The sequence below is a fragment of the Pseudoxanthomonas spadix genome, assembly GCF_003703395.1.
GTDB classification, from domain to species: Bacteria; Pseudomonadota; Gammaproteobacteria; order Xanthomonadales; family Xanthomonadaceae; genus Pseudoxanthomonas_A; species Pseudoxanthomonas_A spadix.
On the sequence record NZ_RDQN01000002.1, the window covers coordinates 322,444 to 346,314 of the forward strand.

Below are 23,871 nucleotides of genomic sequence, written 5' to 3' on the forward strand. Positions count from 1 at the left end.
GGGTGTGCAGTGGAGCGACGGCGATGGCCGTGTACGTTGACGATGCGGTGATGCCCTGGCGCGGCCGGCGCTGGGCCCACCTGATGGCCGATACGCTGGATGAACTGCACGCCTTCGCCGCCCGCCTGGGGCTGCCGCGGCACGCCTTCCAGGACAAGCTCAGCGGCGCGCACTACGACATCGATACGCAGCGTCGTGAACGGGCCATCCTCCTGGGCGCAGTGGCGATCTCGCGCCATCGCGACCGCCTGCGGGTGCGCGCGGTGATCGCCGTGGCCAAGGCCCAGGGCCGCGGCCTGGCGCCCTGACACCGCAGTGGTCTCAGCCGGCCTCGCTGGCCGGGCGCAGTTCGAATTGCAGGACCTGGGCCAGTGCGCGCATGCCATCGTCGTCGCGGCGCAGCGCCATCCAGCCGCCATAACCTTCCGAATCGGCATTCCAGCACCACAGGGTGTAGCCATGCTCGCGCAGCCGGTGGTGGGCCAGCGACAGCAGGCTGGGCACGTCGTGGTCATCCATGAATCCCTCGTCGTCGCGGTCCCCGCCCCAGTCGATGGTCAGGCCGAAGCGCGCTGCCAGTTCATCGATGGCCTCGGTCAGCCCTTGGGTGTCGTCGGGCGCGACGAAGAATCCGGCGGTCCAGTCCACGATGTCGCGCAGCAGCCACGGCAGCGGCGCGTCGGCGCCGCCGGCCAGGCGCTCACGCAACAGCTCGAACTGGCGCAGCGCGCTGTCCTCATCGCCCGGATTGATCAGCAGCAGCAGGTTCCAGGCCAGGACCTCGGGGGCTTGGGTTTCTTCAGGATCGAACGGGTCGAAGTCGTCTTCGTAATCAGCGGTGTTGTCGGGCAGGGACATGGCAAGGACACGCGGGCGCAGCAGCACGAGCGCCAAGCATGGCCCGCACCGACGCGCTTGCAAAGCCGCCGAGCCGGGCCCGGTTCAGCCCGATTGCGTCGCGGCCGCCGGATGCATCGCGGGCAGACGCCGCTTATCCTGTGCGCCCTCGATTTTCCGGCAGGTCCGTCACCATGCGCGATACCCCTCCCGACCGCCTGGCCGTCGATCCCGGCAGCCGCTTCCATGACCAGGCCGCGCTGGAGCGCGGGGTGGGCGTGCGCTTCAACGGCACCGAGCGCGACAACGTGGAGGAATACAGCGTGTCCGAAGGCTGGATCCGGGTCCAGGTCGGCAAGTCGCTGGACCGTCGCGGCCAGCCGATGACGATGAAGATCAAGGGCCGCGTCGAGCCGTACTTCAAGACCGCACCTGCGGCCTGAGGCAGGGCGGCGGCGCGCACACGCCAGCGTTGTGCGCCGCGCGCGGGCAAGGCTCAGCGCTGGCGCGTTTCCAGCAGATCCAGGTTGCGCACCAGCTTGCGCGAGACCTCCTCGGAGATCTTGTGCTCGCGCGCCAGGCGGAACAGTTCGGCGCGTTCGGCACGCAGGCCGGCCAGGCGCATCTGACGCTCGATCTGTTCGATCCGGCGCGCCCGCTCGGGCGCGATGTCGGCCTCGCCGCCCAGGCGGTCCACATGGCGCTGGTACAACTGGCTGACCCGCTCGGCGCAAGCGGTGAGCAGTTCGCCATCCTCGACCAGATCTGCGCTGGCGGCCAGCCGCTGGCGCTCGGCTTCCACCGCCGCCAGCGCAGCGCGCGCGGCGGATTTTCGGGCCAGGTCTTCCTGGTGCTGCTGATCCGATTCCTCGGGCACCTGCAGGTTCCTGAGCAGGCGCGGCAACGCAATGGCCGCCACCAGCAGCAAGACCATGATCACCGCCGCGGCCAGGAAGATCGCCAGGTCGCGCGCAGGGAACGGCGTGCCATCGGACAGCGCCAGCGGCAAGGTCAGCACGCCGGCCAGGGTGATCGCGCCGCGCACGCCCGCCAACGAGGTGGCCACGATGATCCGCCAGTGGGGGCTTGCCCGCTGCTGGCCGCGCACGCGCGCGGCCAGGATGCTCCAGCGCAGCGACAGCCACACCCAGATCAAACGCAGCAGCATCAGGCCGATGCTGATCGCCGCCACATACACGGCCAGCCACCATGGGTCCAGGTGGCCGGATTCGACGCTGCGCATCGCGTTGCGCACGATGCCGGGCAGCTGCTCGCCGAGCAGGGTGAAGACGATGCCATTGAGGGTGAACTGGACCATGTCCCACACCGCCGTGCGCTGGATGCGCACGCTGGCCGCGGCCCGGCCGGACAGCTCGAAGTAGCTCATGGTGATGCCGGCCGCGACCGCGGCCAGGATCCCGGAGGCGTGCACGCCTTCGGCCAGCAGGTAGGCCGCGAACGGGATCAGCAGGCTGACCAGGATCGGCGAACCGCCTTCTTCGCCGAAGTGGCGCGCGATCCAGCGCTGCACGATGTTGACCGCATAGGTCACGCCGACCCCGCAGGCCACGCCGGCCAGGGCCAGCCACAGGAAGGTCACCGAGGCATTGGCGATGGAGAAGGTCCCGGTCAGTGCCGCAGCCACGGCGAACTGGAAGCAGACCAGGCCCGAGGCGTCGTTGAGCAGGGATTCGCCTTCCAGGATATGCATCAGGCGCCTGGGGATGGGCGCGCGCGAGGCGATCGAGGACACCGCCATCGGGTCGGTGGGCGAGAGGATCGCCGCCAGCGCGAAGGCCACCGGCAGCGGTACGGCCGGGATCATCCAGTGAATCAGAAAGCCCGCGCCGAACACGGTGAACATCACCAGGCCCAGCGCCAGTTCCAGGATCACGCCCTTGTCGCGGAACAGACCCTGCTTGGGGATGCGCCAGCCGTCCAAGAACAGCAGCGGCGGCAGAAACAGCAGGAAGAACAGCTTCGGGTCCAGTGCCACGCCGCGGTTGAAGCTGGAGATGACCGCGCCCAGGCCGATCTGCACCAGCGGCAGCGGCAACGAGAAGGGCAGGACGCAAACCAGGAAGCCACTGGCGGCCACCGCGAGCAGCATGGCCAGGACGATTTCGATCGAATGCATTCCATGAAACCTAGCAGACCGGCGCGTCGCTGCGGGCGGAAGATCAGGACCTGACCGGTCCGGCGCGCACGGCGTGCTTGACGGCTGCTTCACCCGATCGGCTTCTAGAGTGGGCGCCACAGGGACGAAGATGCAGGGAATCACGCATGAATGCCATCACGCCGACGTCGCAGACCGCCCAGGCGCGTGCCATCGTGGTGGACATCAACCACGAGCTGCGCTGGTGGCGCGAGCACTACGCCCAGTACCCGGTCGGCCGGCCGAGCTATGGCCAGGCCGAACCCACGTTGAAGTTCGCCTACGACACCTACCTGCTGCACCCGCACGCGCACCTGGATGCGCTGTGGCCGGACATCCGCCGCCGCTACGCGCAGCTGCCCCTGCACCAACAACTGGACTGGGCCCGCGCCGGACAGGTCATCGGTGAGGTGTGGCGCCGCATCCTCACCGGCTGAGGGCGCCCCCGGGGCGACACGCTCCACCGCGGATCGATGCGCGCCGGCCTGCAGCCGTCGGTCGCCAGGACCCGGAAGCTGCAGCAGGACATCAGATGGCCGCATCGATCCGCCCGCGCAAACCCGGGCCCAGGACGCCGCGCAACCGGATCGGCAACGCCGTTGCAAAGGTGCATGCGCGGTGTCAGTGCGAGGCCACGCCTCGCACGCGCAGCAAGGCCGATTCCAGCGGCTGCGGGCGGCCCAGCAGGAAGCCCTGCACCTGATCGCAACCATGGCGGCGCAGCCATTCCAGCTCCTCCGGCCGCTCCACGCCCTCGGCGATCATCACCAGTCCCAGGCTGTGGCCCAGCATCAGCAGCGCGCTGCAGATGCTGGCGTTGCGCTCGTCGCGGTCGACGTCGCATATGAAGGCACGATCGAGCTTGATCGAACTCAGCGGCAGGTGGCGCAGGTAGGACATCGACGAAAAGCCGGTGCCGAAATCGTCCAGCGAGATGCACACGCCTGCTTCGCGCAGGCGCTGCATCGCGGCCATGCCCTGCTCGGGGCGGTTCATCACCACGCTTTCGGTCAACTCCATGTGCAGCGCATGTGGGGCGATGCCGGCCTGCAGACAGGCCGCTTCCAGTTCGCCTGGCAGGTCGCCCTGCAGCATCTGGATCGCCGAAACATTCACCGCCACCGGCAGGTCCTGGCAGCCCTGGCGCTGCAGCCACGCCTGCGCCTGCGCAGCGCGGCGCAGGATCCAGTTGCCCAGCGGCACGATCAGGCCGGTGTCCTCGCACAGCGGGATGAAGTCGCCGGGCGGGATGTAGGTGCCGTCTCGCTGCGGCCAGCGCACCAACGCCTCCAATGCGGCCACGCTGCCGTCGGCCAGGCGCAGGATGGGCTGGAAGTGCAGCTCGAATTCGTCTTGCTCGATCGCCGCACGCAGGCGCGCGGCCATGCGCAGGCGCTCGCTGTAGCCGCGCGCCAGGGCGCCGTCGTAGCGCGAGATCTCGAAAGCCGCCGTTTCCAGCGCGTGGGCGGCCAGGGCGGCGTTGTCGATGATGCGTTCGGCGCGCTGGCCACTGCCATCGTCCTGGGCCAGGCCGAAGCGCGCGTCCAGGCGCTGCATCGAGCCATCGCCCTGGCCGATCGGCTCGCGCACCGCTTCGATCGCTGCCTCCAGCGCGGCGCTGGAGCGCTGCGGATGCAGGATGGCCAGGACGAAGTCCTCGTCGGGCTGGTGCGCGGCCAGGCCGAAGTCGTCGGCCCACTGCTGCAGGCGCGCGGCCAGCGTGCGCAGCACGTCGTCGGCGGTCTCCCGTCCCAGCGAATCGCGGATCGGCTGCAGCCCGCGCAGCTGCAGGTACACGACCTGGTAGCCCGGATGCTGGCCCTGGTCCAGGCGATCGCTCAGGGTCTGCACGTTGATCAGGCCGGTGGTCTGGTCGTGGCGCGCGCGATAGGCCAGTTCCTTCTCGTACTCCAGGCGCTCGGAGACGTCCTCGGCCAGCACCAGCCTGGCGTCGCGGCCGCCGAAACGAATCTCGCTGCCATACACGCGCACCTGCAGGGTCGAGCCATCCTTGCGCCGGTGCTGGGACACGTGCGCGGCGTCGAAACCGGCTGCCGGGTCTTCCACCAGGCCACTGGCGTCGGGCAAGCCGCCCGGGCAGAGGTCACCCAGCTCCATGGTCAGCAATTCCTCGCGGCTGAAGCCGTACTGCACGGTGGCGGCACGGTTGACCTCAAGGAAGCGCAGGCTGTGCGCGTCATGCACCCAGAACGGCAACGGGTTGCGGTCGAAGATCAGGCGAAACTGGCGTTCGGCATCGCTCACCCGCGACATGGCTTCCATGCGCTCGCTGATGTCCACCAGGGTGCCGGTCATGCGCTGGCGTCCGGCCTGGTCCTGGACCACGCCGCCGCGTCCGACCACCCAGCGCTCGGTGCCATCGTCGGCCACCAGGCGGAACTCGCTGGAGAACGCGCTGTGACTTCGCCAGGCACTGGCAAAACGGCGCGCCAGCATCCTGCGGTCGTGGGGGTGCACGTGGCGGCCGAACAGCCGCAGCGAGGAACTGTGCGCCTGGCCCAGGCCGAACATGGCGCTGATGTCCCCACCCCAGACCAGTTCGCGGGTGTGCTGCTCCATTGCCCAGGCACCGACCTTGCCGGTGTACTGGGCCAGGCGCAGGTGTTCGGTATTGCGCTGCAGCTGTTCCAGGATGTCGCGCTGAGCACGGTCGACACGGCCGACGGCACGCAGCATCACCAGCAGCAGCGCCCAGTAGAGCAGGTAGAGCATCACTGCGATGGCCACGAACCGGTACCACGGCAGCAGGACCTGGCGGGTCGACAGGCCGGCCCAGGCCTGGAGCGGATAGTGGACCAGCGCATGGCCGGCCACCACTCGGCGCAGGCCATCGACCTGGCTGGCGTGCTGGGCAACTTCCGGCCGCTGGCGCAGTTCCTGCGGCGAAGGCACGGCCACCTGGCGGCCGACCAGTTCGGGCCTGGCAGTCCCGTCCAGGCTGCGCGCCAGCAGGATGTTGCCGGGGCCAATGACGCTAACCACCCCATCGCGCCCGCTGTCCAGGCCAGCGGTCATGGACTGCAGCTCATCGGTAAGGAGACGGGCCAGGATCCAGCGCTGCCCGGCGCCACGGCCGGCGGGCATGGCCAGGGCCAGCGGCAGCACCCAGCGGCCGTCGGCCAGGGCGTACGCGGGCCCGAACTGCAGGCGCGTGTCCGGTCCGTGCGGGGCCCGCCCGATCCAGTCGCCGAAGCCCGGCTCGCCCGGCCCATCGGTCAGTGCCACGCCGTTGGCGGCGACCAGTACGATGCTGTGGATTTCACGATGGCGCGAGACGACCCCGGCGATGGATTCGGAGATCAGCGCCGATGCCTGCTCAGGCACGGTCTCCAGCAGCTGCTGTGCATCGCCGGCAATGCCGTGCATGGCGCGTTCGATGTTGCGCAGTTCGAGGTTGATCACCCGCCCCACGCCGGCCGCCAGCGCCTGGCTCTGGCGCTCGGCAGCGTCCAGGCGGTGGCGACGGTCGCTGACCACCCAGTAGCCCAGGCCGATGGCCAGGGCCAGGGCCAGCAACAGGCCAAAGCCCAGCACCGTGCGGGCCTGCACGACCGGCTGGAGGGGGCGATGGCGTGAATCGGGACGTTCCATGCAGGCGTGCGCTTGGTCGGGTTTCCTGCTTCCCCCCCTTTGCAAGGAAGCCCAGAAGCCGTCGTGTCCCCCGCTGCCCTGCGAGACACCTCGGCCTGTGGGGGAGCATACGCCGATGCAGGCCGGCGCTGGCGGCTGCAGGCCGGGCGCAGCGGCGGCGTGACTGGGTTACCTGCGCTGCCGGTCAACCCGGTGCGGTGAACGTCGAGGGCACTTCCGCCTGCGTTGGCCATCGACGCAGCTGCTCCAGCGGAACCGGGATCCGCGCACACGCCCGGGCGCAGACGCCATCGGTCAACGCCATGCGGAACAGCGGCGCCATCGTGCGCAGCGCGGCCGATGACACCGCCGCCCGGGCGCGATCGGCACGGCCCAGGGTCAGCAGCGGCGGCGCCCAGTCCGGCAGCAACGCGACCGCGGCGCCCAAAAACAGATCGCGCGAAAGCCCGGCCAGCGGCACCGGCAGCCGGATCCGGGCCAGCACCGCCATCACCTCGCGCGAGCGGGCGTCGAAGCGCAGCTGTGGCTGCATCGCCTCGAAATAAGCCTGCACCTGGGCCTGCGAAGCGGGCACCTGACGCGCACCCAGTGCCTGGGCCACCCGTCGTCCTTCATCGTAGTAGCGGTCTGCCAGCGCTTCGGGCACGGCCTGGCAGTAGTGCCGGTAACCCTGGAGGAAGCCGTGCGCCTCGGTCACGTGGACCCAGGTCAGCAGGTCCGGATCATCGGCCGCGTAGGCCAGTCCGTCGGCAGTGGTGCCGCGCACCTGGTGATGGATGCGGCGCACCCGTTCGATCAGGTGCCGGGCCTGGTCGGTTGCTGCATACGTGGTGCCGGCGACGAAGGCCGTGGTCCGGCGCAGACGGCCGACCAGGTCGTGGCGGAAGTTGGAATGGTCATAGACCCCCGCCAGCACCCGCGGGTGCAGCGCCTGCAGCATCAGCGATGACAGCCCGCCGGCCAGCATTCCCGGGAAGTCGGCATGGATGCGCCAGGTGACGCTGTCCGGACCAAACAGGCCGGCATCGCCGGCCGGCTGGTCGTAGTCGATCCCGGACTGGCCGCGCGGAAAGGCGTCCAGGACCCAGCGGCGGATCGGCGATGTGGCGCAGCGGGCAAGCATGCGGCTCAGGGGCATGGCGCATCGTAACGGGACAGGACACGCCTCGCGCAGCCCCTGCCGCGTCTGCGCGCCGGGGGAGCGCCTGGCCGCCGCACGGCGTCCAGGCGTCCAGGCGCCCTTGGCGGTCCAGCCGACCCAGCGCGGGCGTCAGCCCTTGATGCGCTGCCAGACCTCGGCATAGACCGCGCGGGCCTCTTCCAGGCTCAGCCCGCGTGAGCGAACCGCCTGGGAATTGGCGTACAGCGCCGAACCGGTGTCTTCGTCGGTGTGGGGATGGTTGAGATACACATCGTAGGCGCTGGACAGCGCCGGCCAGTACAACTCGAAGGAACGATGCTGCGAGGCACGCGGCATGCGCGCGTAGTGCTGGCGCCAGTATTCGCGCTCGCGTTCGATGTCGATGAGGGTGGCGCGGGCGTTCTCTTCGGTCTGATACGTCATTCGCGTCTCCAAGTTTCGGGGAGTGGGGGCCTTGCCCCGCCCCCATAGGCTTGCAGCGCGCTTGTTCCAAAACGGTCAATCAATCCGTGAATTTTCGGTTAAAACAGCCCGCGCCCGCGACGGGCGTCACGTTTTCTCCGATAACCTGCGTGACTCGTGGCACACGGCGCCTGGCTTCACCTCGGTCCGGGCGCCGTCCGCACGGGCTTCAGGCTTGGACGATGTGCGGATATTCCAGGCGGGTGGTGGCGCGGTGGATACGATCCATCACCCGGCTGAAGATGCGCCCGGCCAGAGTGGACTCCACGGCCTGGGCAACGACCTCCGGCGCGTTGGCATACATCACCGCACCCACATCGCGCCCCACGTTGGGATGACGCAAGTAGATGTCGTAGGCACACGCCAGCAGCGGCCAGCACGCGTCGAACCCAAGGCCCGCCTGGCGGCAGGGCAACTCGGTGTAATGGTTCTTCCAGAAGCTGCGTTCGCGATCGATGCTGACGATGATGCAGGCAGTGCCCTGACGCCGTTCGGAGTGAGCATTCATGAGGGAGCTTCCGTGGGGGGATGGAAACAGCTTCGACTTTCGTGGCAGGCGGCTTAGAACGGCGTGAAGGACGCTGCACCGCAGCATTCCCTCCCCTAGCAGTCTGTCGGACTTTGGTCGGCCGGGCTGCGAATCCGCCTGTGCGGTCCATCTTTCCGTCGCTTCTTGGCCCATAGCACCACTATGGGCCGGCGAACCGTCGAAAATCTGACCTCGCACAGCCGAATTCTCGCCTCGACCACCAAAGCCCGACAGGCTGCTAGCCGATTTTCGACTTTCGTCTCACGGCAATTTCGCGCGCGTCAGGCTTATGCTGGCCTTCAGGCAGTCGCCCCTACTGATCAGCAACGCGAATACTGTCAACCCGAGGACATGCACATGAGCCAACTCTTCAAGGGCCTGAACCTGCTGATTGCGGACAACGAGCTGCACCGCAAGCCGCTGGAACAGCAGGCTGCCTATTGGCTGAGCAAGAGCGACCGCGGCATCGAGCACGAGATCCACCTGCTGGACATCGCCAAGGGCCAGTGGCTGGCCGGCTCGGTGATGGTCTGGCTGCTGGCTTCGCTCACGGCGCTGGCGATCATTGCCGACAACCTGTGGGAACACAGTTACAACCCCAGCTTCCCCAAGATCATCCTGGTGCTGCTGATCTGGGTGGGCATGTTGTTCGTGCTGTGGCTGATCGCGCAGGTGTTCGACCAGAAGGCCGGCCTGTCGCGCTGGGTCACCGCCTTTGCCAGCCGCGAACCGATCGGCGGCGAGCACGATTCGCTCGAACAGCTGCAGGAAGCGCTGGAACTGGCCCGCGCCTATCCGGAAGTGCTGGAGTACAAGCAGCGCGTGGTCGCCCGCCGTCCGTTGCGCCACGAGGACATCCGCATCATGCGCCAGATGGGACGCCAGCGACGCCATGCCGAACTGGCACGCGAGCTGACCATGCTGGGCAACGCCGGCTGACGCCGGGCTGCGCCGCCGGCTTGGCGACCACCCCGGGGCAGCCTGGCACGGTGCATTGAGCCGGTCCAGTCAATGAGGTGACGGCACACTGGGGCGGGGGCGCACGCGCCTGCAACCTGGCGCATGCCACGATGCGCGCGATGCTCTCCTTCATCCTGCCCGCGCACGACGAGGCCCGGCTGCTGCCGCAGACCCTGGCCGTGCTCAAGACCGCGGCAAGTGAACTGGCCATCGCCCACGAGATCATCGTGGTCGATGACGCCTCCACCGACGCCACGGCCTCGGTGGCCCACGCAGCCGGCGTCCAGGTGCTGCCGATCCAGGCACGCCACATCGCCGCCGCCCGCAATGCCGGCGCGGCCCATGCGCGCGGCACCCACCTGTGTTTCATCGATGCCGATACGCATGTGGATGCAGGGATCCTGCGTGCGGCGCTGCAGGCGATGGAGGACGGCGCGGCCGGTGGCGGCGCACGGGTGCGGCTGCAGGGCCCGGTCGCATGGCATGCGCGGCTGGGCGAGCCGCTGCTGGGCGGCCTGCTGCGGCTGGCGCGGATCGCGCCCGGCTGCTTTCTGTTCTGCACGCGCCAGGCCTTCGAGCAGGTCGGCGGGTTCGACGCGCGCCTGTATGCCGGTGAAGACGTGGTCATCAGCCGGGCGCTGGCCCGGCAGGGACGGTTTGTGCTGTTGCGCGGCGTGGTGTGGACCTCGCCGCGCAAGCTGCAGACCTTCAGCGCCTGGGAGCACGTGAAGCTGTTGCTCGCCCTGGCCCGACACGGGCGCGGCCTGCTGCATTCGCGCGAGCGGCTGGACTTCTGGTATGGCGCCCGGCGCGGACATGAGGCGGGAAAACGGCCGCCGGGTTGAAGCTGGGCCAGGCCCATCGCCTTCCGCGCCTGCGCGCTGGCCTCGACCGTTGCCGGCGGCCCGAGCTCGGCCTGCTCGCCGCCACCGACACCAGCACGCCCAGATGCCCGACCTGGGCCAGGATATGCCTCCCCTCCTTACCAAGGACTGCGCATGCAACGTCGCCATTTCCTGCGCCAAGCCGGCGCGCTGGCCGCGCTCGCCGGTTCCGGCCGGCTGCTGGCGCAGACCCCGCCGCCTTCCCCGCATGCCGCAGCCGCGCCGCTGGGCCAGTTGCCGTTTGCGGCAGCAAAGCCGCTGGCGCCGATCAAGGCACGCGCCGACCGGGTGGTGGCCGTGACCGTGTGCACGCGGCCGTTCCGCGCGCAGGGGCCACGGATCGAGGCCGAACGCATCGGCCGGCGCACCGTGGTGCACCAGTACGGGCACGGCGGCAGTGGCTGGTCGCTGTCCTGGGGCTCGGCGCAGCAGGCCGTGCGCCTGGCCCTGGCCAGCGGCGACACCGAGATCGCGGTGATCGGCTGCGGCGCGATCGGCATCACCACCGCGCGGGTGGCGCAGGAGGCCGGGCTCAAGGTGCGCATCTACGCCAGGGAGACCTTGCCGGCGAGCCGCTCGTTCCTGGCCACCGGCGTGTGGTCACCCGACTCGCGCATCTGCACCACCGAACACGCCAGCCCGGCCTTCAAGGCGCTGTGGACGCAGATGGCCACCGCTTCGTTCCAGCAATACCAGCGCATGCTCGGGCTTGCCGGGGCGCCGGTGGAATGGCGTGACAGCTACGTGCTGTCCGAGGTGCCGCTGGACCAGCCGGCCGGCGGTGGCGGCGAGGACGACGAGCCGGACTACCCGTCGCTGGAATCGGACCTGCTCCACGGCCTGCGCCCGCATGGGCTGAAGCTCGATCCGGGCGAACATCCGTTCCCGGTGCCGTACGCGGCGCGCTATCCGGGCCTGCTCTTCAACATCAGCGCCTACGCCCGGATGCTGATGGAGGACTTCCTGGACGCCGGCGGCAGCTTCCAGGCGCGCGAGTTCGAGAGCCCGCGCCAGTTCGCCGAGCTGCGCGAGAAGACCCTGATCAACTGCACCGGCTACGGCGCGCGTGCCTTGCTGGGCGATGACAGCGTGATCCCGGTGCGCGGCCAGACCGCGCGCCTGATCCCGCAGCCGGAAGTGGATTACGGCCTGTACTGGCGCGGCCACAACCTCAACGTGGTGCCGCGCCGCGACGGCATCCTGGTCCAGGCGCAGATGCCGGGCGACTTCAACAACGCCGACACCACCATTGACCGTGCCAGCACCGATGCGGCCGTGGCGCAGCTGGCCAGGTTGTTTCCGGCTGCCTGAAGCCTGCCGTAGGGCGGGTCTTGACCCGCCATGCGCGGTCCACCGGGATTGCAGTGGCGGGTCGAGACCCGCCCTACGGACATCGCGGTGGCGGGTCGAGACCCGCCCTACGGCATCGGGGTCCAGGCGCCCCTACCCGCCGCAGGCCGACAGCCGCCTGTCGGCATACCACAGCGCGCGCCGCGACAGGTCGTAGGCCGCGTCGATGGCCTGCGGCAGGTAGTACTGGGCGCGCTGCACGTCGGCACCGTGGGTCAGCGCGGTTTCGTTGCGCTCCAGCTCGGTCAGGTGCTTGCGCACGTCGGCCAGCCACTTGTCCTTCTGCCGGTCCTTGCACATCAGGGCGCGGCCCTGCAACGCATCGAGCTGGGCGTGGATGGCCTTGCTGGCCTGGCCCGGGGGCTGCGGGGCTTTTTCGAAACCGATCGGCGCGGCCTTGTAGGCATCGCCGGTGGCTTCGCTGCCCAGGTCGGCCTGGTTCTGCGCCAGCGCCGGGTTGAAGCGGGTGGCCGGCGGCGGACGGGCCACCGCGCTGCTGCGATCGCTCTTGAACATGTCCTTGATCACGCCGTTGATCTTCTGCGCAGCCGCATCACCCAGGGTGCCCTTGGCGGCCCAGTCCTTCTCGAAGCGGGTTTCCTGGTAATCGATGGGGTTGGGCTTTTCCAGCACGTTGCGGGCCTTGGCGGCATCGCGCGCGCTGGCCATGCCCGGCGGCGTGCCGGGCGGCGTGGACGGCGGCGCTTCGGCCACGCCCGGCGGCAGGCGCACCTGGCCGTCACGGGTGTAGATGGCGTTGGCGATGGATTCGGGCCTGGCGGGCGGCTTGGTCGGCGTGGTCACCACCAGGGCCCTGGGCGCGGCCGGCTGCGCCGGCTGTGGCTCGGCCTGGGCCGGCGTGGCAGCGGCAGTCCTGGCCGGGGCGCGGGACGCCTCGGGCCGGGCGGTGTCCGGGGGCGGCGCAGGCGTGGGCCGGCTGACCTGGCGCTGCAGGAATTCCAGGCGCATGACGCTGGTTTCGCTGGTGCGCAGCGGTCCTAGCCGCGCCATTGGCGTCTTCAACAGCACCATGGCGAACAGCGCCATCATCAATATCGTCAGCAGCGCCGCAGGAATCTGCAGCCCCAGCTCGTCCCGCCAGCCCTGTCTCACCACTGCCGCCAAGTGTTGCAACCGTTCCGCCACGCCAATGGTCAAGTGTGCGGGAGTCGCTGCGGCCAGTTGCTGCGGTTGCGTGATGCCGGGTGACCGGCGTGTGCAAAGCGTTCAGGAAAGGTCGGCCATTACCTGGCGACGCCGAACCGATAGACCGTGGTCTGGGTATAGGTCTGGCCCGGGTCCAGGCGGGTGCTGGGGAAGTCCGGCTGGTTGGGGCTGTCGGGGAAGTGCTGGGCTTCCAGCGCCAGCGCGCCCCAGTGCAGGTAGGTCTTGCCGCCCTTGCCGCCTTCGATGCGATCGATCGAGTTGGCGGTGTACAGCTGCATGCCCGGCTCGGTGGTGTAGACCGACATGGTCCGGCCCGAGGTCGGTTCTTCCACCACCACCGCGGGTGTGTCCGCACCGGCCCTGTCCAGCACCCAGTTGAAGTCATAGCCACCCTGCCTGGGCTCGGCGTACTTGAGCGCCGGATAATCCTGGTGGATGCGCGCACCAAGCGTGGTGGGCGTGCGGAAATCCAACGGCGTGCCTTCCACCGCGACCAGCTCGCCGGTGGGGATCAACTCGGCATCGACCTGCGTGTACTGGCTGGCGTTGATCTGCACGGTGTGGTCAAGCACCGATTCGGCGCCTGCACCAGCCAGGTTGAAATAGGCGTGGCTGGTCAGATTGAGCACGGTCGGCTTGTCGGTGGTGGCCCGGTAGTCCAGCTTCAGGCCGTCGGTCTCCAGGGTGTACACCACGGTCACATCCAGGTTGCCGGGGAACCCCATCTCGCCATCGACCGAGCGGTAGTGCAGGGCCACCGAAGGGGTGCCGTCGGCGGCCGGCGTGGCCTCCCACAGCCGGGTCGCGAAGCCTTGCGGACCGCCGTGCAGCGCATTGCCGTTGTTGTTGATTGGAATCCGGTAGGTCTTGCCGTCCAGGCTGAAGGTGCCCTTGGCGATGCGGTTGGCATAACGGCCGATCAGCGCCCCGAAATTGGTATTGATGCTCGCGCCGTCCTTCAGATAATCCTCCAGCGTGTCGTAGCCCAGCACCACGTCATCGCGCTTGCCGTCGCGGTCGGGCACGATCAGCGACTGGATGATGCCGCCGTAGGTGAGGATCACCGCGGTCAGGCCCCGGCCGTTGTCCAGCGTGTACTTCTGCACGGTACGGCCATCAGGCAGCGTGCCGAAATCACTGGCACCCACGCGCGGCGTATCGACCGGTGTGCTGCTTGCCGATGGCGTGGCTGCGGTGTCCGGTGTCGCCGCCTGCGGCGCCTCGGCCGGCTTGCATCCACAGACCGCTGCGGCCAGCACGGCAACCATCACTGCGATGCGCATCATGCTGCGCTCCTCCCGAATCGAAGTGGCAGTGTGGCCGCGCCGGTGCAAAGCGCCGGTCAAGACCGGCCCGCGCCTCTCAGCGCTGCGGATCGGGTGGCGGTGGTTCGTCGCGCACATGCAGGAAGCGGGCAAAGCGCGGCAGGCCCTTGCTGGTCAGCCCGTTGTAGCGATAGGTCACCCAGGCGCCCAGCGGCGGCGGCGCGGCGCGCTGGGCATCGGTGAAGCCGCTGCCGATACGGAAGCTTCGCCCATCCGGCAGCTGCACCAGCAGCGCGCCAAGCAGGCCTGCATACTTGCCCTTGCCGCCGAGGTGGGCGACCACCCGCGCCTCGGCATCGTCGTAGGGCTTGTACTTGAGCAGCGCATCGCTGCGCCCGACCAGGTAATGCGCATCACGCCGGTGCAGCATCAGGCCCTCGCCACCGGCGGCCACGACCCGGGCGAACTGCGCGTCCAGTGCGGCGACATTGTCGATCCGGCGCTGCTCCACCAAGCGCAGCTGCGCATTGCCGCTGGCCTTGACCAGCGCCTGCATCCGCGCCACGCGTGCTTCGAACGGCCCGGCATCGGCCGGCAGGTCGAACAGCATGAAGTGCAGGTCATGCCATGCCGGATCGTCCGCGTTGCCTGCGCGGACCAGCGCGCTGGCCGCATCGAACCGGCCACGCCCGAGCCACAGCTCGCCATCCAGCGGCTGCGTCGGCCAGCCGCGGGTGAACCAGGCCGGCGCGTCGATCCGTGCGCCCCCACGCGTCCACAGCGCCTGGCCATCCCAACGGCCGCGCACGCCATCGAGCTTTTCGCTGACCAGGTAATCGGCGAGCGCCACGTGGCCGTGGTACCCGGTGGCCAGCATCAGGCGCGGCGGCTCGGCATGCGCCGGCACGCCCAGCAGCAGACAGTTCAGCAACAGCGACAGCAACATGACGCGCATCGGCCTGCTCCGTGGACGAGGGACCCTCAGCGTCTTCCACCTTGCGACCTGCGCCTATCGGGACATGCCGCACTGGCCGGTAGGAAAAGCCTGCATCGGCCTCGCGCACCGGCAGCGCGCGCGAGCCACGGGCACGGCACGGAAGCAGAAGGGACGGCAAAGGCGCCGCAGCCCCCCGCCCCTGCCTTTGGCGGCAGCCGCACGGCTCAGTGCACGGTGGCCGGCGGCGGGTACAGGTCCAGCAACTTGAGGGTGACGCCATTGGTCCAGCCGAAGCCGTCCTGGTTGGGATACTCGCCGCCGCTGGCGTTGCCGGTGGCCTCCACGTCGTACTTCTCGGTCAGCTTGTGCCCGGCGGCGAACACCGCCTGCACCCGGCCCAGGAAGCCGCGGCCAATCCTTTCGGCCAGCGCGTCGTGCCGGTAGCGGCGCAGGCCGGCAACGGCGACCCACTGCAGCGGCGCCCAGCCATTGGGCGCGTCCCATTGCTGGCCGCTGCGCACCGCCGTCGTCGCGATGCCACCGGGGCGCAGCAGCTGCGCCTCGATGATCCTGGCCGTCTGCGCGGCGCGCGCGGGCGTGGCGATCCCGGCGAACAGCGGGAAGACGGCGGCCGCCGTGACCTGCATGCGCGGCGCGCCGGTGCGCAGGTCGTAATCGGCGTAATAGCCCTTCGGATTCCACAGATGCCGTTCAATGGCGTGCTTGCGCGACTGTGCGCGGGCGGCATAGTCGATCGTGCACGCCTGCGGCTGCAGCTTGCAGGCATCGGCCAGCGTGGCTTCCAGGTGATACATCAGGCTGTTGAGATCGACCGGCACGATCTGGGTGGTGTGGATGCTGGACAGCTTTTGCGGATCATCGAGCCAGCGGCTGGAAAAATCCCAGCCCGATTCGGCGGCCGCGCGCAGGTCGCGATAGACCTCACCGGGGCGCGCGTCGCGCACCTGCGCGGCGGTCCGGACATCGTGCGCCCAGGCTTCCTGGCGCGGGATGTCGCGATCGTCCCAGTAGCGATTGAGCACGCTGCCGTCGGCGAGCCTGACCACCCGCGCGGCCGCATCACCGGGCTTGAGCACCCGGCTGCCGCGCATCCAGTAGGCGTACTCGGCCTGCAGCTGTGGCAGGTACGTTCGATACACCGCCTGGCCGCTGCGCACGGCCTCGTCGCCGACCATCCAGGCAAAGAATGGCGGCTGCGACCGGCTCAGGTAATAGCTGCGCGTGCCGTTGGGGATATGGCCATAGGTGTCGATCTGGTAGGCGAAGTTGTCCAGCATCTGCCGCGCCAGGTCGGTGCGGCCGCTCTGGGCCAGGCCCAGCATGGTGAAGTACGAATCCCAGTAGTACACCTCGCGGAAGCGCCCGCCCGGTACCACCGTCGGCTCGGGCAGCGCCAGCGCGCTGCTGTACGCCGGCACCTCGGTAAAGCTGCGCGTCAGCACCGGCCACAGTTGCTTGATGTGCGTGCGCAGGTCGGTGTCCTGACGGATCGGCGGCACCTGGATCGGCGGGTCTTCGGCGAAGTTCTGCAGCACGAACGCCTTCAGGTCGAAGCCGGACTGGGTCCGTGCGACCAGGTAATCGGCTTCGATCCGGGCCGGCTCACGCCTGGGGATCATGTCCACGAAGTGCTTCTGATCTTCGAATATCTCCTGCATCTGCACCGCCTCGAACAGCTGCGGAAACAGCTGGTCGGGCGTGGCCGGCGATGCGACCGCGCGCATCGGCGATGCAGCGGCAGGCGCTGCCACCGGGGTTTGAACTTGTGGGGTACTGGCGCAGGAGACCAGCAGCGCCGACATCGCCAGCGCAAGAAGCGAGGCGCAAGCGCGAGGATTGGACGGCTTCATGCGACGGGACAGGATCGGCGAGGGGGAAAAAGATGTACGACGCCCCGCGTCGCCCACCCGTGATGGCGGACCACCCACCACTGGCCTCACCAGCGATAGGCCAGCAACATCTGCTACTGGCGCCCGGCAAACGGCCGGATCGCGCCCTCGACCTTTCAGCCGCCGGCTCGCGAATCGCCGACAGTGGGCAGTCGTCGTCATTGCCCAGCAACGTCTGAAGTCATGGTACGGCGCGACCGCGACGCGCATGCGATGCGATGGAGTCGAACCCCGATGTGGCAGGCCGGTGCAGCGCGCACATGGAGAGACCGGCTTGCGCCGGTCGCCTTTTTCCAGCGCGATGGAGGGCGCCTACCTGGCCAGGAAGGTCAGCAATGCCGTGTTGAACGCGTCGGCATGGCTGACGTTGCAGCCATGCGGGGCACCCTTGAGCACCTGAAGCTCGCTGCCGGCAATGGCCTGCCGGGTGCGCCGGCCCGAACCTTCCAGCGGCACCACGCCATCGGCATCGCCATGCAGCACCAGCGTGGGCACGCTGACCTGCTTGAGGTCGCCACGGAAGTCGGTGGTCGCAAAGGCCTGCATGCAGCCCAGGGCCGCGGCCTGGTCGGACTGCCTGCACAGCGCGATGGCCTGCTGGCATTGCGCCTGGCTGACCTTCAGTTCGCCCTGGGCGCTGAAGAAGTCCCGGGTGAAGCCTTCGAAGAAGGCCTCGCGATCGGCTTTCAGGTCCGACGCCATGGCCTGCGCCTTGTCCTGGGTGAGCGGGCCCTCGGGATTGTCCGGCGTCTTGAGCATGTACGGCGTCACCGCGGCGGCGAACACCACGCTGTGCAGGCGACCCTGGCCGTGGCGGCTGATGTAGCGCGCCACCTCGCCGCCGCCCATCGAGAACCCGACCAGCGTGGCATCGCGCAGGTCCAGGTCTTGGATCACACCGGCCAGGTCGTCGGCCAGATGGTCGTAGTCGAAGCCGCTGGACGGCTTGTCCGAGCGGCCGAATCCGCGGCGGTCATAGACCACCACGCGGTAGCCGGCATCGCGCAGCGGACCCGCCTGCGCCGTCCAGGATTGGCCTGACAGCGGCCAGCCGTGGATGAGCACGACCGGGCGACCCGCGCCGCCACTGTCTTCCACATGCAGGCGGACGCGATCGCTGGATGGTTTTTCGGGTACGGCACTCATGGCAGTTCCTTGGCGCGTTGAAGAGCGCACCATGCTGGCTGCGCCCACACATGCGCCCGATGAAATCGCCGCTAGCGCGGCGTCAAGGCCGCCTGTTCATCTGCGGCCAACGGGGCCGGCTGGGGCGGCCTGCGCCGAAAATCAGGTTTCGGCAGCAGCCCGGCCGGCACGGACGAAACCAGGCTCGCCCTGCCATTGACCGGCCCCGGGCAGATGCCTTGCGCGGCCCGGCGCCCCTGCCCTGCCATTAGAGGGCAGCGCTGTACCTGGACCGGCCTCAGCCGATGAGGCCTGCCTGCGTGGATCCATCGCCCGCATCCGCTTTGGCGTCCGCCCCCTGCAGCGGGCGGATGGTCAACGGATTGGAGAAATCAATCGTGCGGGTCGGGAAGGCGAAGCTGATGCCCTGCTCGGCAAAGCGGCGTACCAGTTCCAGGTTGATGGTCTGCTGCACGTCCATGTACGCGTTGAAGTCCGGTGTCTGCATGATGTACACCGTTTCGAAGTCATACGACGAGGCACCGAAGGCCTTGAAGTGCGAGCGATCGTAGTTGGCGTTGTCGATGCCTTCGAGGATCTCCCTGACCGTGGCCGGAATGCTGGACAGCTTGTCGTGCGGGGTCGAGTACAGCACCCCGAACTCGAACACGATCCGCCGGGTCTGCATGCGCTTGTAGTTGTGCACGCGCGCACCCAATAGATCGCTGTTGGCGAACACCAGCTGCTCGCCCGACAGCGCGCGCACGCGCGTGGTCTTCAGGCCCACCTGCTCGACCGTGCCGGCCAAGTCATCCACCACCACGAAGTCGCCCACCTCGAATGGCCTGTCGATCACGATCGACAGCGAGGCGAACAGGTCGCCCAGGATGTTCTGCACCGCCAGCGCCACCGCGATGCCGCCCACGCCCAGGCCGGCCACCAGCGCGGTGATGTTCACGCCCATGCTCTGCAGCACGGTCAGCAGCACCAGCGCCCACAGCACGGTCATGCCGATGAAGTTGATCGCGCCCAGGCTGGTGGTGGCGCCAAGGTTGGTCTCCTGCGCGGCGCGGTCGCGGTAGTCGGCGATCCAGAACTTCACCTGGCGCGAGCCCCACACCCCGATCTGCAGCAGCAAGGCCACAGCGGCGGCCTTGCCAGCCAGCGTGTAGGCGCGCTGCGGCAGGTCCAGCACCTGCAGGCCGAAATGCTGTGCCACGAAGAACATCAGCCACCAGCGCGTGCCGCGCAACATGAAGGCCATCGACTCCAACACCCGGTCCAGGGCGGTGCCCTGCCTGGCAAATGTACCCAGGCGCCTGGCGGCCACCCGTGTGGCGACGGCCAACACGACCAGGATCAGGACGATGATGCCGATGGCAGTCAGCCAGGCCTGCAGGCTGTTGTCCAGCACCGTGTATCGGGTCAACCAGTTCATCTGTACTCCTGTGTGGTGGAAAGAGGGTATGTCCGTTGCTGGCACGGACCATGGTGAATGTCCGCGGCGCTGTGGTCGTGAAGGCCGCGACTGCGGATAATCGGCATATGAGCGAACACGACGACCCCCGCCCGGTTGCGCCCGAGGCCCCGCTCCCCGGCGACTGCTGCGACAGCGGCTGCGATCGATGCGTCTACGACCTCCACAATGAGGAAGTGGCACGCTATCGCCAGCAGCTGGCGGCCTGGTGCGCCCGCCATCCTGACCAAGCGTCCTGAGACCAGCGTGATCGGCGCCTGCGCGGCAGCACAAGGATCGCAGCCGCGACCACCCATGTGAACCCCCTGGCTGCACGCCTCGCTCGCCCATCGCGCACCGGAGCCGCGTGAACCCCTTGCGCGGCCGAAGGGCGCGACTGGCACGCACGCAGCCGGGTGATCCCACCCGATGCACGATGCGATGTCCCGATCCTCCCTGGATCCGGAAGGACCCGCGCCGCGAGCGGCTCGGCTACGATGCCAGCCCGTCTTCCAACCACCTCGCGCTGCTGGCCGCGCCTCCCGTGCCCCACCCGACTGCGCCGCTGCTGCTCCTGTCCACCGCCCGCGCCATCATCGCCGCGCGCGAAGCAGGCCTGTCCGAGTGGACCGGCTCGCTGGACCTGGGCCGTTCGACCGGCACGGCGCTGCTGCACGCCGACACCTGGACCTGGCGCGGCCAGGCCTATCCCTATCCGGGCAAGCTGAAGGACCGCACGGTCTATTCCTGGGACGGCGAGGACTTCGCGCCGGTGTCGCACTTCGGCGGCGCGTTGATCAAGCTGGTGCCGACCGAGTGGGGCGTGCCGACCTTCGAGATCGACGGCATCAAGATGTTGCCCACCTCGAAGGAATCGCCGCTGGACGATGCGCGGCGCAAGGTTGCCCTGGTCGCCCCGCGCGGCAAGGTGGTCCTGGATACCTGCGGCGGGCTGGGCTACTTCGCCGCGTGCTGCCTGGAGGCGGGCGCGGCGCGCGTGATCTCCTTCGAGAAGAACGCCGACGTGCTGTGGCTGCGCACGCTCAACCCATGGTCGCCCGATGCGGACGCGCCCGCCAGCGGCGGACGGCTGGAGCTGACCCACGGCGACGTGTCGCAGGCGATCGCCGGGCTTGGCGATGCCTCGGTCGATGCGCTACTGCACGACCCGCCGCGCTTCGGCATTGCCGGCGAGCTGTATTCGCAGGCCTTTTACGACCAGCTGGCGCGCGTGCTCAAGCGCGGCGGGCGGCTGTTCCACTACACCGGCAGTCCCAATCGGCTCACCAGCGGCCGCGACGTGCCAGGCGAGGTCGCCCGGCGCCTGGAGAAGGCCGGCTTCAGCGCCCGGCTGGCGCTGGATGGGGTGCTGGCCACGCGCCGCTGATGCGCGCTGCAATGCATCGGCAGGCATTGAAGCGCGCCTCAGCAGGCCCGAGGTGGCGAAAAACCGCTCCCCGCGCATGCTCGGCAACGGCGGCGATGCCGCGAACGGATCCCCGGATCCACGGCCAGCACCGGGCGTGCCGGTGCCGTCCTTGCCCAGGCCGAGCAGGCCAATTGCGACCAGGCGCGAGGATCAGCCCCCCACCGGTTCGGCATGCGTGGGCAGCGCGCCTGCCACGATGGCGTGCAGCCGCAGCGCCAGGGCCTTGCGATCGACCCCGTCGCCGATGGTGACGGGCGGATGGAAGGTCACCCGCACGCGCGCACCCGACAGCCCCAGGAAATGCTTCACGTGCGGGCCGGCCCGCATCTCGCCATGGAAGGCATAGGCCGCGCGATCCCCGCCTGCGTCCAGCGCCACGCCGTCCACCGACAGCAGTTGCTGGGTGAACGGCTGCAGCGTCCATCCTGGCGCGCCCGCCGGCCGCTGCAGGAACAACGCGAACAGGCTGGACTTGAACGGCGCCACCCGCTCGCCGGAGGAGGTGGTGCCTTCGGGAAACAGCACCAGGTCATGGTCGCCGCGCAGCTGCGCGCCCAGCTGCGCGGCCACCGCGGCCGCATCGCGCTGGCGCCGGCTGATGTACAGCGTCTGCGCCAGCTCGCCGACAAACTTCATGCCCGGCCAGCCTTGCATCTGGTCCTTGGCGATGAAGCGCGCCGGCAGCAGGCTGCCCAGCACCACGATGTCGTAGTGCGAAAGGTGGTTACCGACCAGCAGCGTGCCGCCGCCGGTGCGCGGCGTGCCGATCATCTCCACTTGGATCCCCATCGCCCGGCGCAGGCAACCAAACCACCAGCGCGGCACCACGAACGCATTTGGGCCGCGGGTGAAGCGCATCACCAGCCATTGCAGCGGCATCAGCACCACGCTGGCCAGCAGGATCGCGATGATCCTGGCCAGGCGCCGGCAGGCCGCGCGCAGCGGACCCGGCGCCTCGGCAACGGCCGCGCGCATTGCAGGCTCAGGCGGATCGGGGGTGGCAGGCATGGCGAAGGCGAGAGGACAAGGGAATGCGGCGCGCGGCGCGGCGCGGCGCGGCGCGGCGACCGATGTTCGCATCCCTGCGCGGTGGAATCGAGTGTGTCGCCGGATCATTCCAGCCTGGTCTGCAGGGCAGCATGCGTACTGGCGCCGCGGCTGCGGGGACTCGGTCATTCCCCTCTGCACCAAGCCCCGATCGTGCTGACCTCACTCATGCCGGCAACCCTGCTTTCGAAGCTCACCCGCCCGACCCGGTTTTCCACTTCCACCTGCTTGCGGACAGCGGCACCCCCCGCCTGTAGCTTGGGGCCTTGCAGCTTCTCCGCCGCCAGACCGTGGCCCGGGGTGATCCGATGCCCGACAACATCGGCGAGCGTCAAGGTCTCCTGCGCCTGGCTCGGCGTGCGTACGAGCGACGACCGCGCGGCCGCCGCGGTGCCTGGTCCGCGGCCTTCTGCGCCGCACCCAATGCCTCCAGGGTGTGCTTGCCGGCCTTGCCGTCCACTTCCAATCCGCGGTCACGCTGGAATTGCTCCACTGCCGCCCGCGTGTTCCTGCCGAAATCACCGTCAGCCACCAGCGGCTTGCCATCGGCTCCGAGGTATCCCAGTGCGCCCAGCTTCTCCTGCATTGCCTTGACCGCCTCACCCTGCTCGCCCTGGACCAGCATGCCATCGGCCATGGGGTCGCCGCTGGCTGGGTCTGGAGCGACGGTTTGCGCGGGCTGCGCGTTGATCTGTGCCCAGGCCTGATCGGGTGTCTTTCCCTCGGCGATCGCCTTGCGGTACTGATCGCGCATCTTGTTCAACGCATTTGCAGTCTCCTCTGCGGTAATCCAGGCATGGTTGGCACCGCCAGGGGCGTCGTAATAGCTCTTGCCCGTGCTCGGGTTGGCGATGCTGGCCCACTCCTGCGACAGCGCCAACTGCGCCGACCGCAGCGTCGCGCCTTCTGCACCGGTGATGTAGTTCCGGATGGAGGGCCGCTTGCGGGTGATCAGGTAGTCCGAAAAGATCCGGTCCTGCACCGCATCGGTGAATGCGGCATTACGGTCCAGGCCCAGGCTGATCACCGCAGCATTCATCGTGCTGGGGATGACCTGGTAGCGCCCGACCGCAAACAGGCGGTTTGCATCACCGCGCGCAAGCGCCTGCTGGTCAAGCACCTGGCCAATGCTCATCGATGAAAAGTCAATGGCGCGATCGGGCCCACGGACATGCTCCTTGCCGTCATCACCGATAGACGTGCCGCCGGCAGAGCCAGCCGAAGTGTTACAGGCACGATTGCGACTGCATCACCTGCACCTGGCAGGTGCCTCCAGCGCAGAGCCAAAGCACGAGCAACCCCTCCCCAGCCCTCCCCTGCTGCGCAAGGGAGGGGCCAAGCAGTGGCCGTGGAGCCGGCGCCTGGTGAGCCGGTGGCGATCCTGGAAGCGCTCAAGCGCGCCGGCGCCCTGCGCGCGGAGCTGGAGATCATCCAAGGCTGGGCCTGGCGCAGGCTGCCGGGATTCGGCAAGGCCTCTGCCTGCAGTCGAAGCGACCGCTTTTCGCCCCCTCCCTTTTGCGCAGCAAAGGGGAGGGCCGGGGAGGGGTCGCTTTTGTGCCTCCAGCGCAGAGCCAAAGCACGAGCAACCCCTCCCCAGCCCTCCCC

At 68.9% G+C, this 23,871-nt stretch carries 23 protein-coding genes; 8 read left to right on the top strand and 15 right to left on the bottom strand.

Annotation, left to right across the window (positions count from 1 at the left end; translation table 11 throughout):
* Positions 1 to 23: 23 nt before the first annotated feature.
* Positions 24 to 308, top strand: coding sequence for a DUF4031 domain-containing protein (locus tag D9R12_RS04075; protein WP_014161830.1), 285 nt, complete (start codon positions 24 to 26; stop codon positions 306 to 308).
* Between the two features lie 13 nt (positions 309 to 321).
* Here the strand turns inward: D9R12_RS04075 and D9R12_RS04080 are convergent, their stop codons facing one another.
* Entirely contained in the window at positions 322 to 852 is a 531-nt protein-coding gene (locus D9R12_RS04080; protein ID WP_043291430.1) for a DUF6630 family protein, read from the bottom strand.
* A 179-nt stretch (positions 853 to 1,031) separates the two neighbouring features.
* Between D9R12_RS04080 and D9R12_RS04085 the strand changes: the two genes are divergently transcribed.
* Positions 1,032 to 1,280: a DUF3297 family protein gene (locus D9R12_RS04085; protein ID WP_014161832.1), complete on the top strand. Its 249-nt coding sequence runs from the start codon at positions 1,032 to 1,034 to the stop codon at positions 1,278 to 1,280.
* A gap of 53 nt (positions 1,281 to 1,333) precedes the next feature.
* On the opposite strand, the gene D9R12_RS04090 is transcribed toward D9R12_RS04085, so the two are convergent.
* Complete coding sequence (locus D9R12_RS04090; protein WP_122228307.1) at positions 1,334 to 2,974, bottom strand: Na+/H+ antiporter; 1,641 nt, start codon at positions 2,972 to 2,974, stop codon at positions 1,334 to 1,336.
* Positions 2,975 to 3,120: 146 nt separating this feature from the next.
* Between D9R12_RS04090 and D9R12_RS04095 the strand changes: the two genes are divergently transcribed.
* Positions 3,121 to 3,429, top strand: a complete 309-nt coding sequence (locus D9R12_RS04095) for a hypothetical protein (RefSeq protein ID WP_014161834.1) — start codon at positions 3,121 to 3,123, stop codon at positions 3,427 to 3,429.
* A 184-nt stretch (positions 3,430 to 3,613) separates the two neighbouring features.
* Here the strand turns inward: D9R12_RS04095 and D9R12_RS04100 are convergent, their stop codons facing one another.
* The 4 genes from D9R12_RS04100 to D9R12_RS04115 all read right to left on the bottom strand — a co-directional run bounded on the left by D9R12_RS04100 (position 3,614) and on the right by D9R12_RS04115 (position 8,715).
* Positions 3,614 to 6,604, bottom strand: a complete 2,991-nt coding sequence (locus D9R12_RS04100; protein ID WP_122228310.1) for a bifunctional diguanylate cyclase/phosphodiesterase — start codon at positions 6,602 to 6,604, stop codon at positions 3,614 to 3,616.
* 184 nt (positions 6,605 to 6,788) lie between these two features.
* Positions 6,789 to 7,742 carry an oxygenase MpaB family protein gene (locus tag D9R12_RS04105; RefSeq protein ID WP_122228313.1) on the bottom strand — a complete coding sequence of 318 codons (954 nt, stop codon included), beginning with the start codon at positions 7,740 to 7,742 and terminating at the stop codon, positions 6,789 to 6,791.
* Positions 7,743 to 7,874: 132 nt separating this feature from the next.
* On the bottom strand, positions 7,875 to 8,168 hold the full coding sequence (locus tag D9R12_RS04110) for a hypothetical protein (RefSeq protein ID WP_014161837.1): 294 nt from the start codon (positions 8,166 to 8,168) through the stop codon (positions 7,875 to 7,877).
* 208 nt (positions 8,169 to 8,376) lie between these two features.
* Entirely contained in the window at positions 8,377 to 8,715 is a 339-nt protein-coding gene (locus D9R12_RS04115) for a hypothetical protein (protein ID WP_122228315.1), read from the bottom strand.
* Between the two features lie 378 nt (positions 8,716 to 9,093).
* Here D9R12_RS04115 and D9R12_RS04120 point away from each other — a divergent pair, with 378 nt between their 5' ends.
* The 3 genes from D9R12_RS04120 to D9R12_RS04130 all read left to right on the top strand — a co-directional run bounded on the left by D9R12_RS04120 (position 9,094) and on the right by D9R12_RS04130 (position 11,891).
* Positions 9,094 to 9,675, top strand: coding sequence for a hypothetical protein (locus D9R12_RS04120; protein ID WP_014161839.1), 582 nt, complete (start codon positions 9,094 to 9,096; stop codon positions 9,673 to 9,675).
* A gap of 140 nt (positions 9,676 to 9,815) precedes the next feature.
* Entirely contained in the window at positions 9,816 to 10,541 is a 726-nt protein-coding gene (locus D9R12_RS04125) for a glycosyltransferase (protein WP_170159139.1), read from the top strand.
* Positions 10,542 to 10,694: 153 nt separating this feature from the next.
* The gene (locus tag D9R12_RS04130; protein WP_122228322.1) at positions 10,695 to 11,891 is read left to right on the top strand and encodes an FAD-dependent oxidoreductase; all 1,197 of its coding nucleotides are present in this window, start codon (positions 10,695 to 10,697) and stop codon (positions 11,889 to 11,891) included.
* A gap of 132 nt (positions 11,892 to 12,023) precedes the next feature.
* Here D9R12_RS04130 and D9R12_RS04135 read toward each other — a convergent pair whose 3' ends face one another.
* From D9R12_RS04135 to D9R12_RS04160, 6 genes are all read right to left on the bottom strand, one after another.
* Positions 12,024 to 13,043: a hypothetical protein gene (locus D9R12_RS04135; protein ID WP_244671763.1), complete on the bottom strand. Its 1,020-nt coding sequence runs from the start codon at positions 13,041 to 13,043 to the stop codon at positions 12,024 to 12,026.
* A gap of 131 nt (positions 13,044 to 13,174) precedes the next feature.
* Positions 13,175 to 14,383, bottom strand: a complete 1,209-nt coding sequence (locus D9R12_RS04140) for an aldose epimerase family protein (protein WP_122228325.1) — start codon at positions 14,381 to 14,383, stop codon at positions 13,175 to 13,177.
* 76 nt (positions 14,384 to 14,459) lie between these two features.
* Positions 14,460 to 15,317: a DNA ligase gene (locus D9R12_RS04145; RefSeq protein ID WP_122228328.1), complete on the bottom strand. Its 858-nt coding sequence runs from the start codon at positions 15,315 to 15,317 to the stop codon at positions 14,460 to 14,462.
* A gap of 206 nt (positions 15,318 to 15,523) precedes the next feature.
* Positions 15,524 to 17,170, bottom strand: coding sequence for an alpha,alpha-trehalase TreA (treA, locus tag D9R12_RS04150; protein WP_122228331.1), 1,647 nt, complete (start codon positions 17,168 to 17,170; stop codon positions 15,524 to 15,526).
* Between the two features lie 351 nt (positions 17,171 to 17,521).
* Complete coding sequence (locus tag D9R12_RS04155) at positions 17,522 to 18,355, bottom strand: alpha/beta fold hydrolase (RefSeq protein WP_122228333.1); 834 nt, start codon at positions 18,353 to 18,355, stop codon at positions 17,522 to 17,524.
* Positions 18,356 to 18,632: 277 nt separating this feature from the next.
* Complete coding sequence (locus D9R12_RS04160; RefSeq protein ID WP_210538787.1) at positions 18,633 to 19,772, bottom strand: mechanosensitive ion channel family protein; 1,140 nt, start codon at positions 19,770 to 19,772, stop codon at positions 18,633 to 18,635.
* A 107-nt stretch (positions 19,773 to 19,879) separates the two neighbouring features.
* Here D9R12_RS04160 and D9R12_RS04165 point away from each other — a divergent pair, with 107 nt between their 5' ends.
* Together D9R12_RS04165 and D9R12_RS04170 are read left to right on the top strand one after the other, a co-directional pair.
* Positions 19,880 to 20,050 carry an oxidoreductase-like domain-containing protein gene (locus tag D9R12_RS04165; protein WP_122228336.1) on the top strand — a complete coding sequence of 57 codons (171 nt, stop codon included), beginning with the start codon at positions 19,880 to 19,882 and terminating at the stop codon, positions 20,048 to 20,050.
* A 176-nt stretch (positions 20,051 to 20,226) separates the two neighbouring features.
* Complete coding sequence (locus D9R12_RS04170; protein WP_244671764.1) at positions 20,227 to 21,177, top strand: class I SAM-dependent methyltransferase; 951 nt, start codon at positions 20,227 to 20,229, stop codon at positions 21,175 to 21,177.
* Between the two features lie 192 nt (positions 21,178 to 21,369).
* Here D9R12_RS04170 and D9R12_RS04175 read toward each other — a convergent pair whose 3' ends face one another.
* The 3 genes from D9R12_RS04175 to D9R12_RS04180 all read right to left on the bottom strand — a co-directional run bounded on the left by D9R12_RS04175 (position 21,370) and on the right by D9R12_RS04180 (position 23,293).
* A complete protein-coding gene (locus D9R12_RS04175) occupies positions 21,370 to 22,194 on the bottom strand; it encodes a lysophospholipid acyltransferase family protein (protein WP_210538789.1) in 825 nt (274 codons plus the stop codon).
* Positions 22,195 to 22,391: 197 nt separating this feature from the next.
* Positions 22,392 to 22,601 (bottom strand): hypothetical protein, encoded by a 210-nt coding sequence (locus D9R12_RS15550; RefSeq protein WP_147475044.1) that lies wholly within the window; start codon positions 22,599 to 22,601, stop codon positions 22,392 to 22,394.
* The gene (locus D9R12_RS04180; protein WP_244919624.1) at positions 22,598 to 23,293 is read right to left on the bottom strand and encodes a peptidoglycan-binding domain-containing protein; all 696 of its coding nucleotides are present in this window, start codon (positions 23,291 to 23,293) and stop codon (positions 22,598 to 22,600) included. The genes D9R12_RS15550 and D9R12_RS04180 overlap by 4 nt, the downstream gene beginning before the upstream one ends.
* Positions 23,294 to 23,871: the final 578 nt, after the last annotated feature.

What these genes read in the sequence shown, in the direction of transcription:
- D9R12_RS04105 (WP_122228313.1), bottom strand. Translation starts at nt 7,742, where the DNA reads ATGCCCCTGAGCCGCATGCTTGCCCGCTGCGCCACATCGCCGATCCGC.
- D9R12_RS04145 (WP_122228328.1), bottom strand. Translation starts at nt 15,317, where the DNA reads ATGCGCGTCATGTTGCTGTCGCTGTTGCTGAACTGTCTGCTGCTGGGC.
- D9R12_RS04090 (WP_122228307.1), bottom strand. Translation starts at nt 2,974, where the DNA reads ATGCATTCGATCGAAATCGTCCTGGCCATGCTGCTCGCGGTGGCCGCC.
- D9R12_RS04155 (WP_122228333.1), bottom strand. Translation starts at nt 18,355, where the DNA reads ATGAGTGCCGTACCCGAAAAACCATCCAGCGATCGCGTCCGCCTGCAT.
- D9R12_RS04170 (WP_244671764.1), top strand. Translation starts at nt 20,227, where the DNA reads ATGCGATGTCCCGATCCTCCCTGGATCCGGAAGGACCCGCGCCGCGAG.
- D9R12_RS04175 (WP_210538789.1), bottom strand. Translation starts at nt 22,194, where the DNA reads ATGCGCGCGGCCGTTGCCGAGGCGCCGGGTCCGCTGCGCGCGGCCTGC.
- D9R12_RS04085 (WP_014161832.1), top strand. Translation starts at nt 1,032, where the DNA reads ATGCGCGATACCCCTCCCGACCGCCTGGCCGTCGATCCCGGCAGCCGC.
- D9R12_RS04095 (WP_014161834.1), top strand. Translation starts at nt 3,121, where the DNA reads ATGAATGCCATCACGCCGACGTCGCAGACCGCCCAGGCGCGTGCCATC.
- treA (WP_122228331.1), bottom strand. Translation starts at nt 17,170, where the DNA reads ATGAAGCCGTCCAATCCTCGCGCTTGCGCCTCGCTTCTTGCGCTGGCG.
- D9R12_RS04100 (WP_122228310.1), bottom strand. Translation starts at nt 6,604, where the DNA reads ATGGAACGTCCCGATTCACGCCATCGCCCCCTCCAGCCGGTCGTGCAG.
- D9R12_RS04110 (WP_014161837.1), bottom strand. Translation starts at nt 8,168, where the DNA reads ATGACGTATCAGACCGAAGAGAACGCCCGCGCCACCCTCATCGACATC.
- D9R12_RS04140 (WP_122228325.1), bottom strand. Translation starts at nt 14,383, where the DNA reads ATGATGCGCATCGCAGTGATGGTTGCCGTGCTGGCCGCAGCGGTCTGT.
- D9R12_RS04165 (WP_122228336.1), top strand. Translation starts at nt 19,880, where the DNA reads ATGAGCGAACACGACGACCCCCGCCCGGTTGCGCCCGAGGCCCCGCTC.
- D9R12_RS04125 (WP_170159139.1), top strand. Translation starts at nt 9,816, where the DNA reads ATGCTCTCCTTCATCCTGCCCGCGCACGACGAGGCCCGGCTGCTGCCG.
- D9R12_RS04130 (WP_122228322.1), top strand. Translation starts at nt 10,695, where the DNA reads ATGCAACGTCGCCATTTCCTGCGCCAAGCCGGCGCGCTGGCCGCGCTC.
- D9R12_RS04075 (WP_014161830.1), top strand. Translation starts at nt 24, where the DNA reads ATGGCCGTGTACGTTGACGATGCGGTGATGCCCTGGCGCGGCCGGCGC.
- D9R12_RS04115 (WP_122228315.1), bottom strand. Translation starts at nt 8,715, where the DNA reads ATGAATGCTCACTCCGAACGGCGTCAGGGCACTGCCTGCATCATCGTC.
- D9R12_RS04160 (WP_210538787.1), bottom strand. Translation starts at nt 19,772, where the DNA reads ATGAACTGGTTGACCCGATACACGGTGCTGGACAACAGCCTGCAGGCC.
- D9R12_RS04120 (WP_014161839.1), top strand. Translation starts at nt 9,094, where the DNA reads ATGAGCCAACTCTTCAAGGGCCTGAACCTGCTGATTGCGGACAACGAG.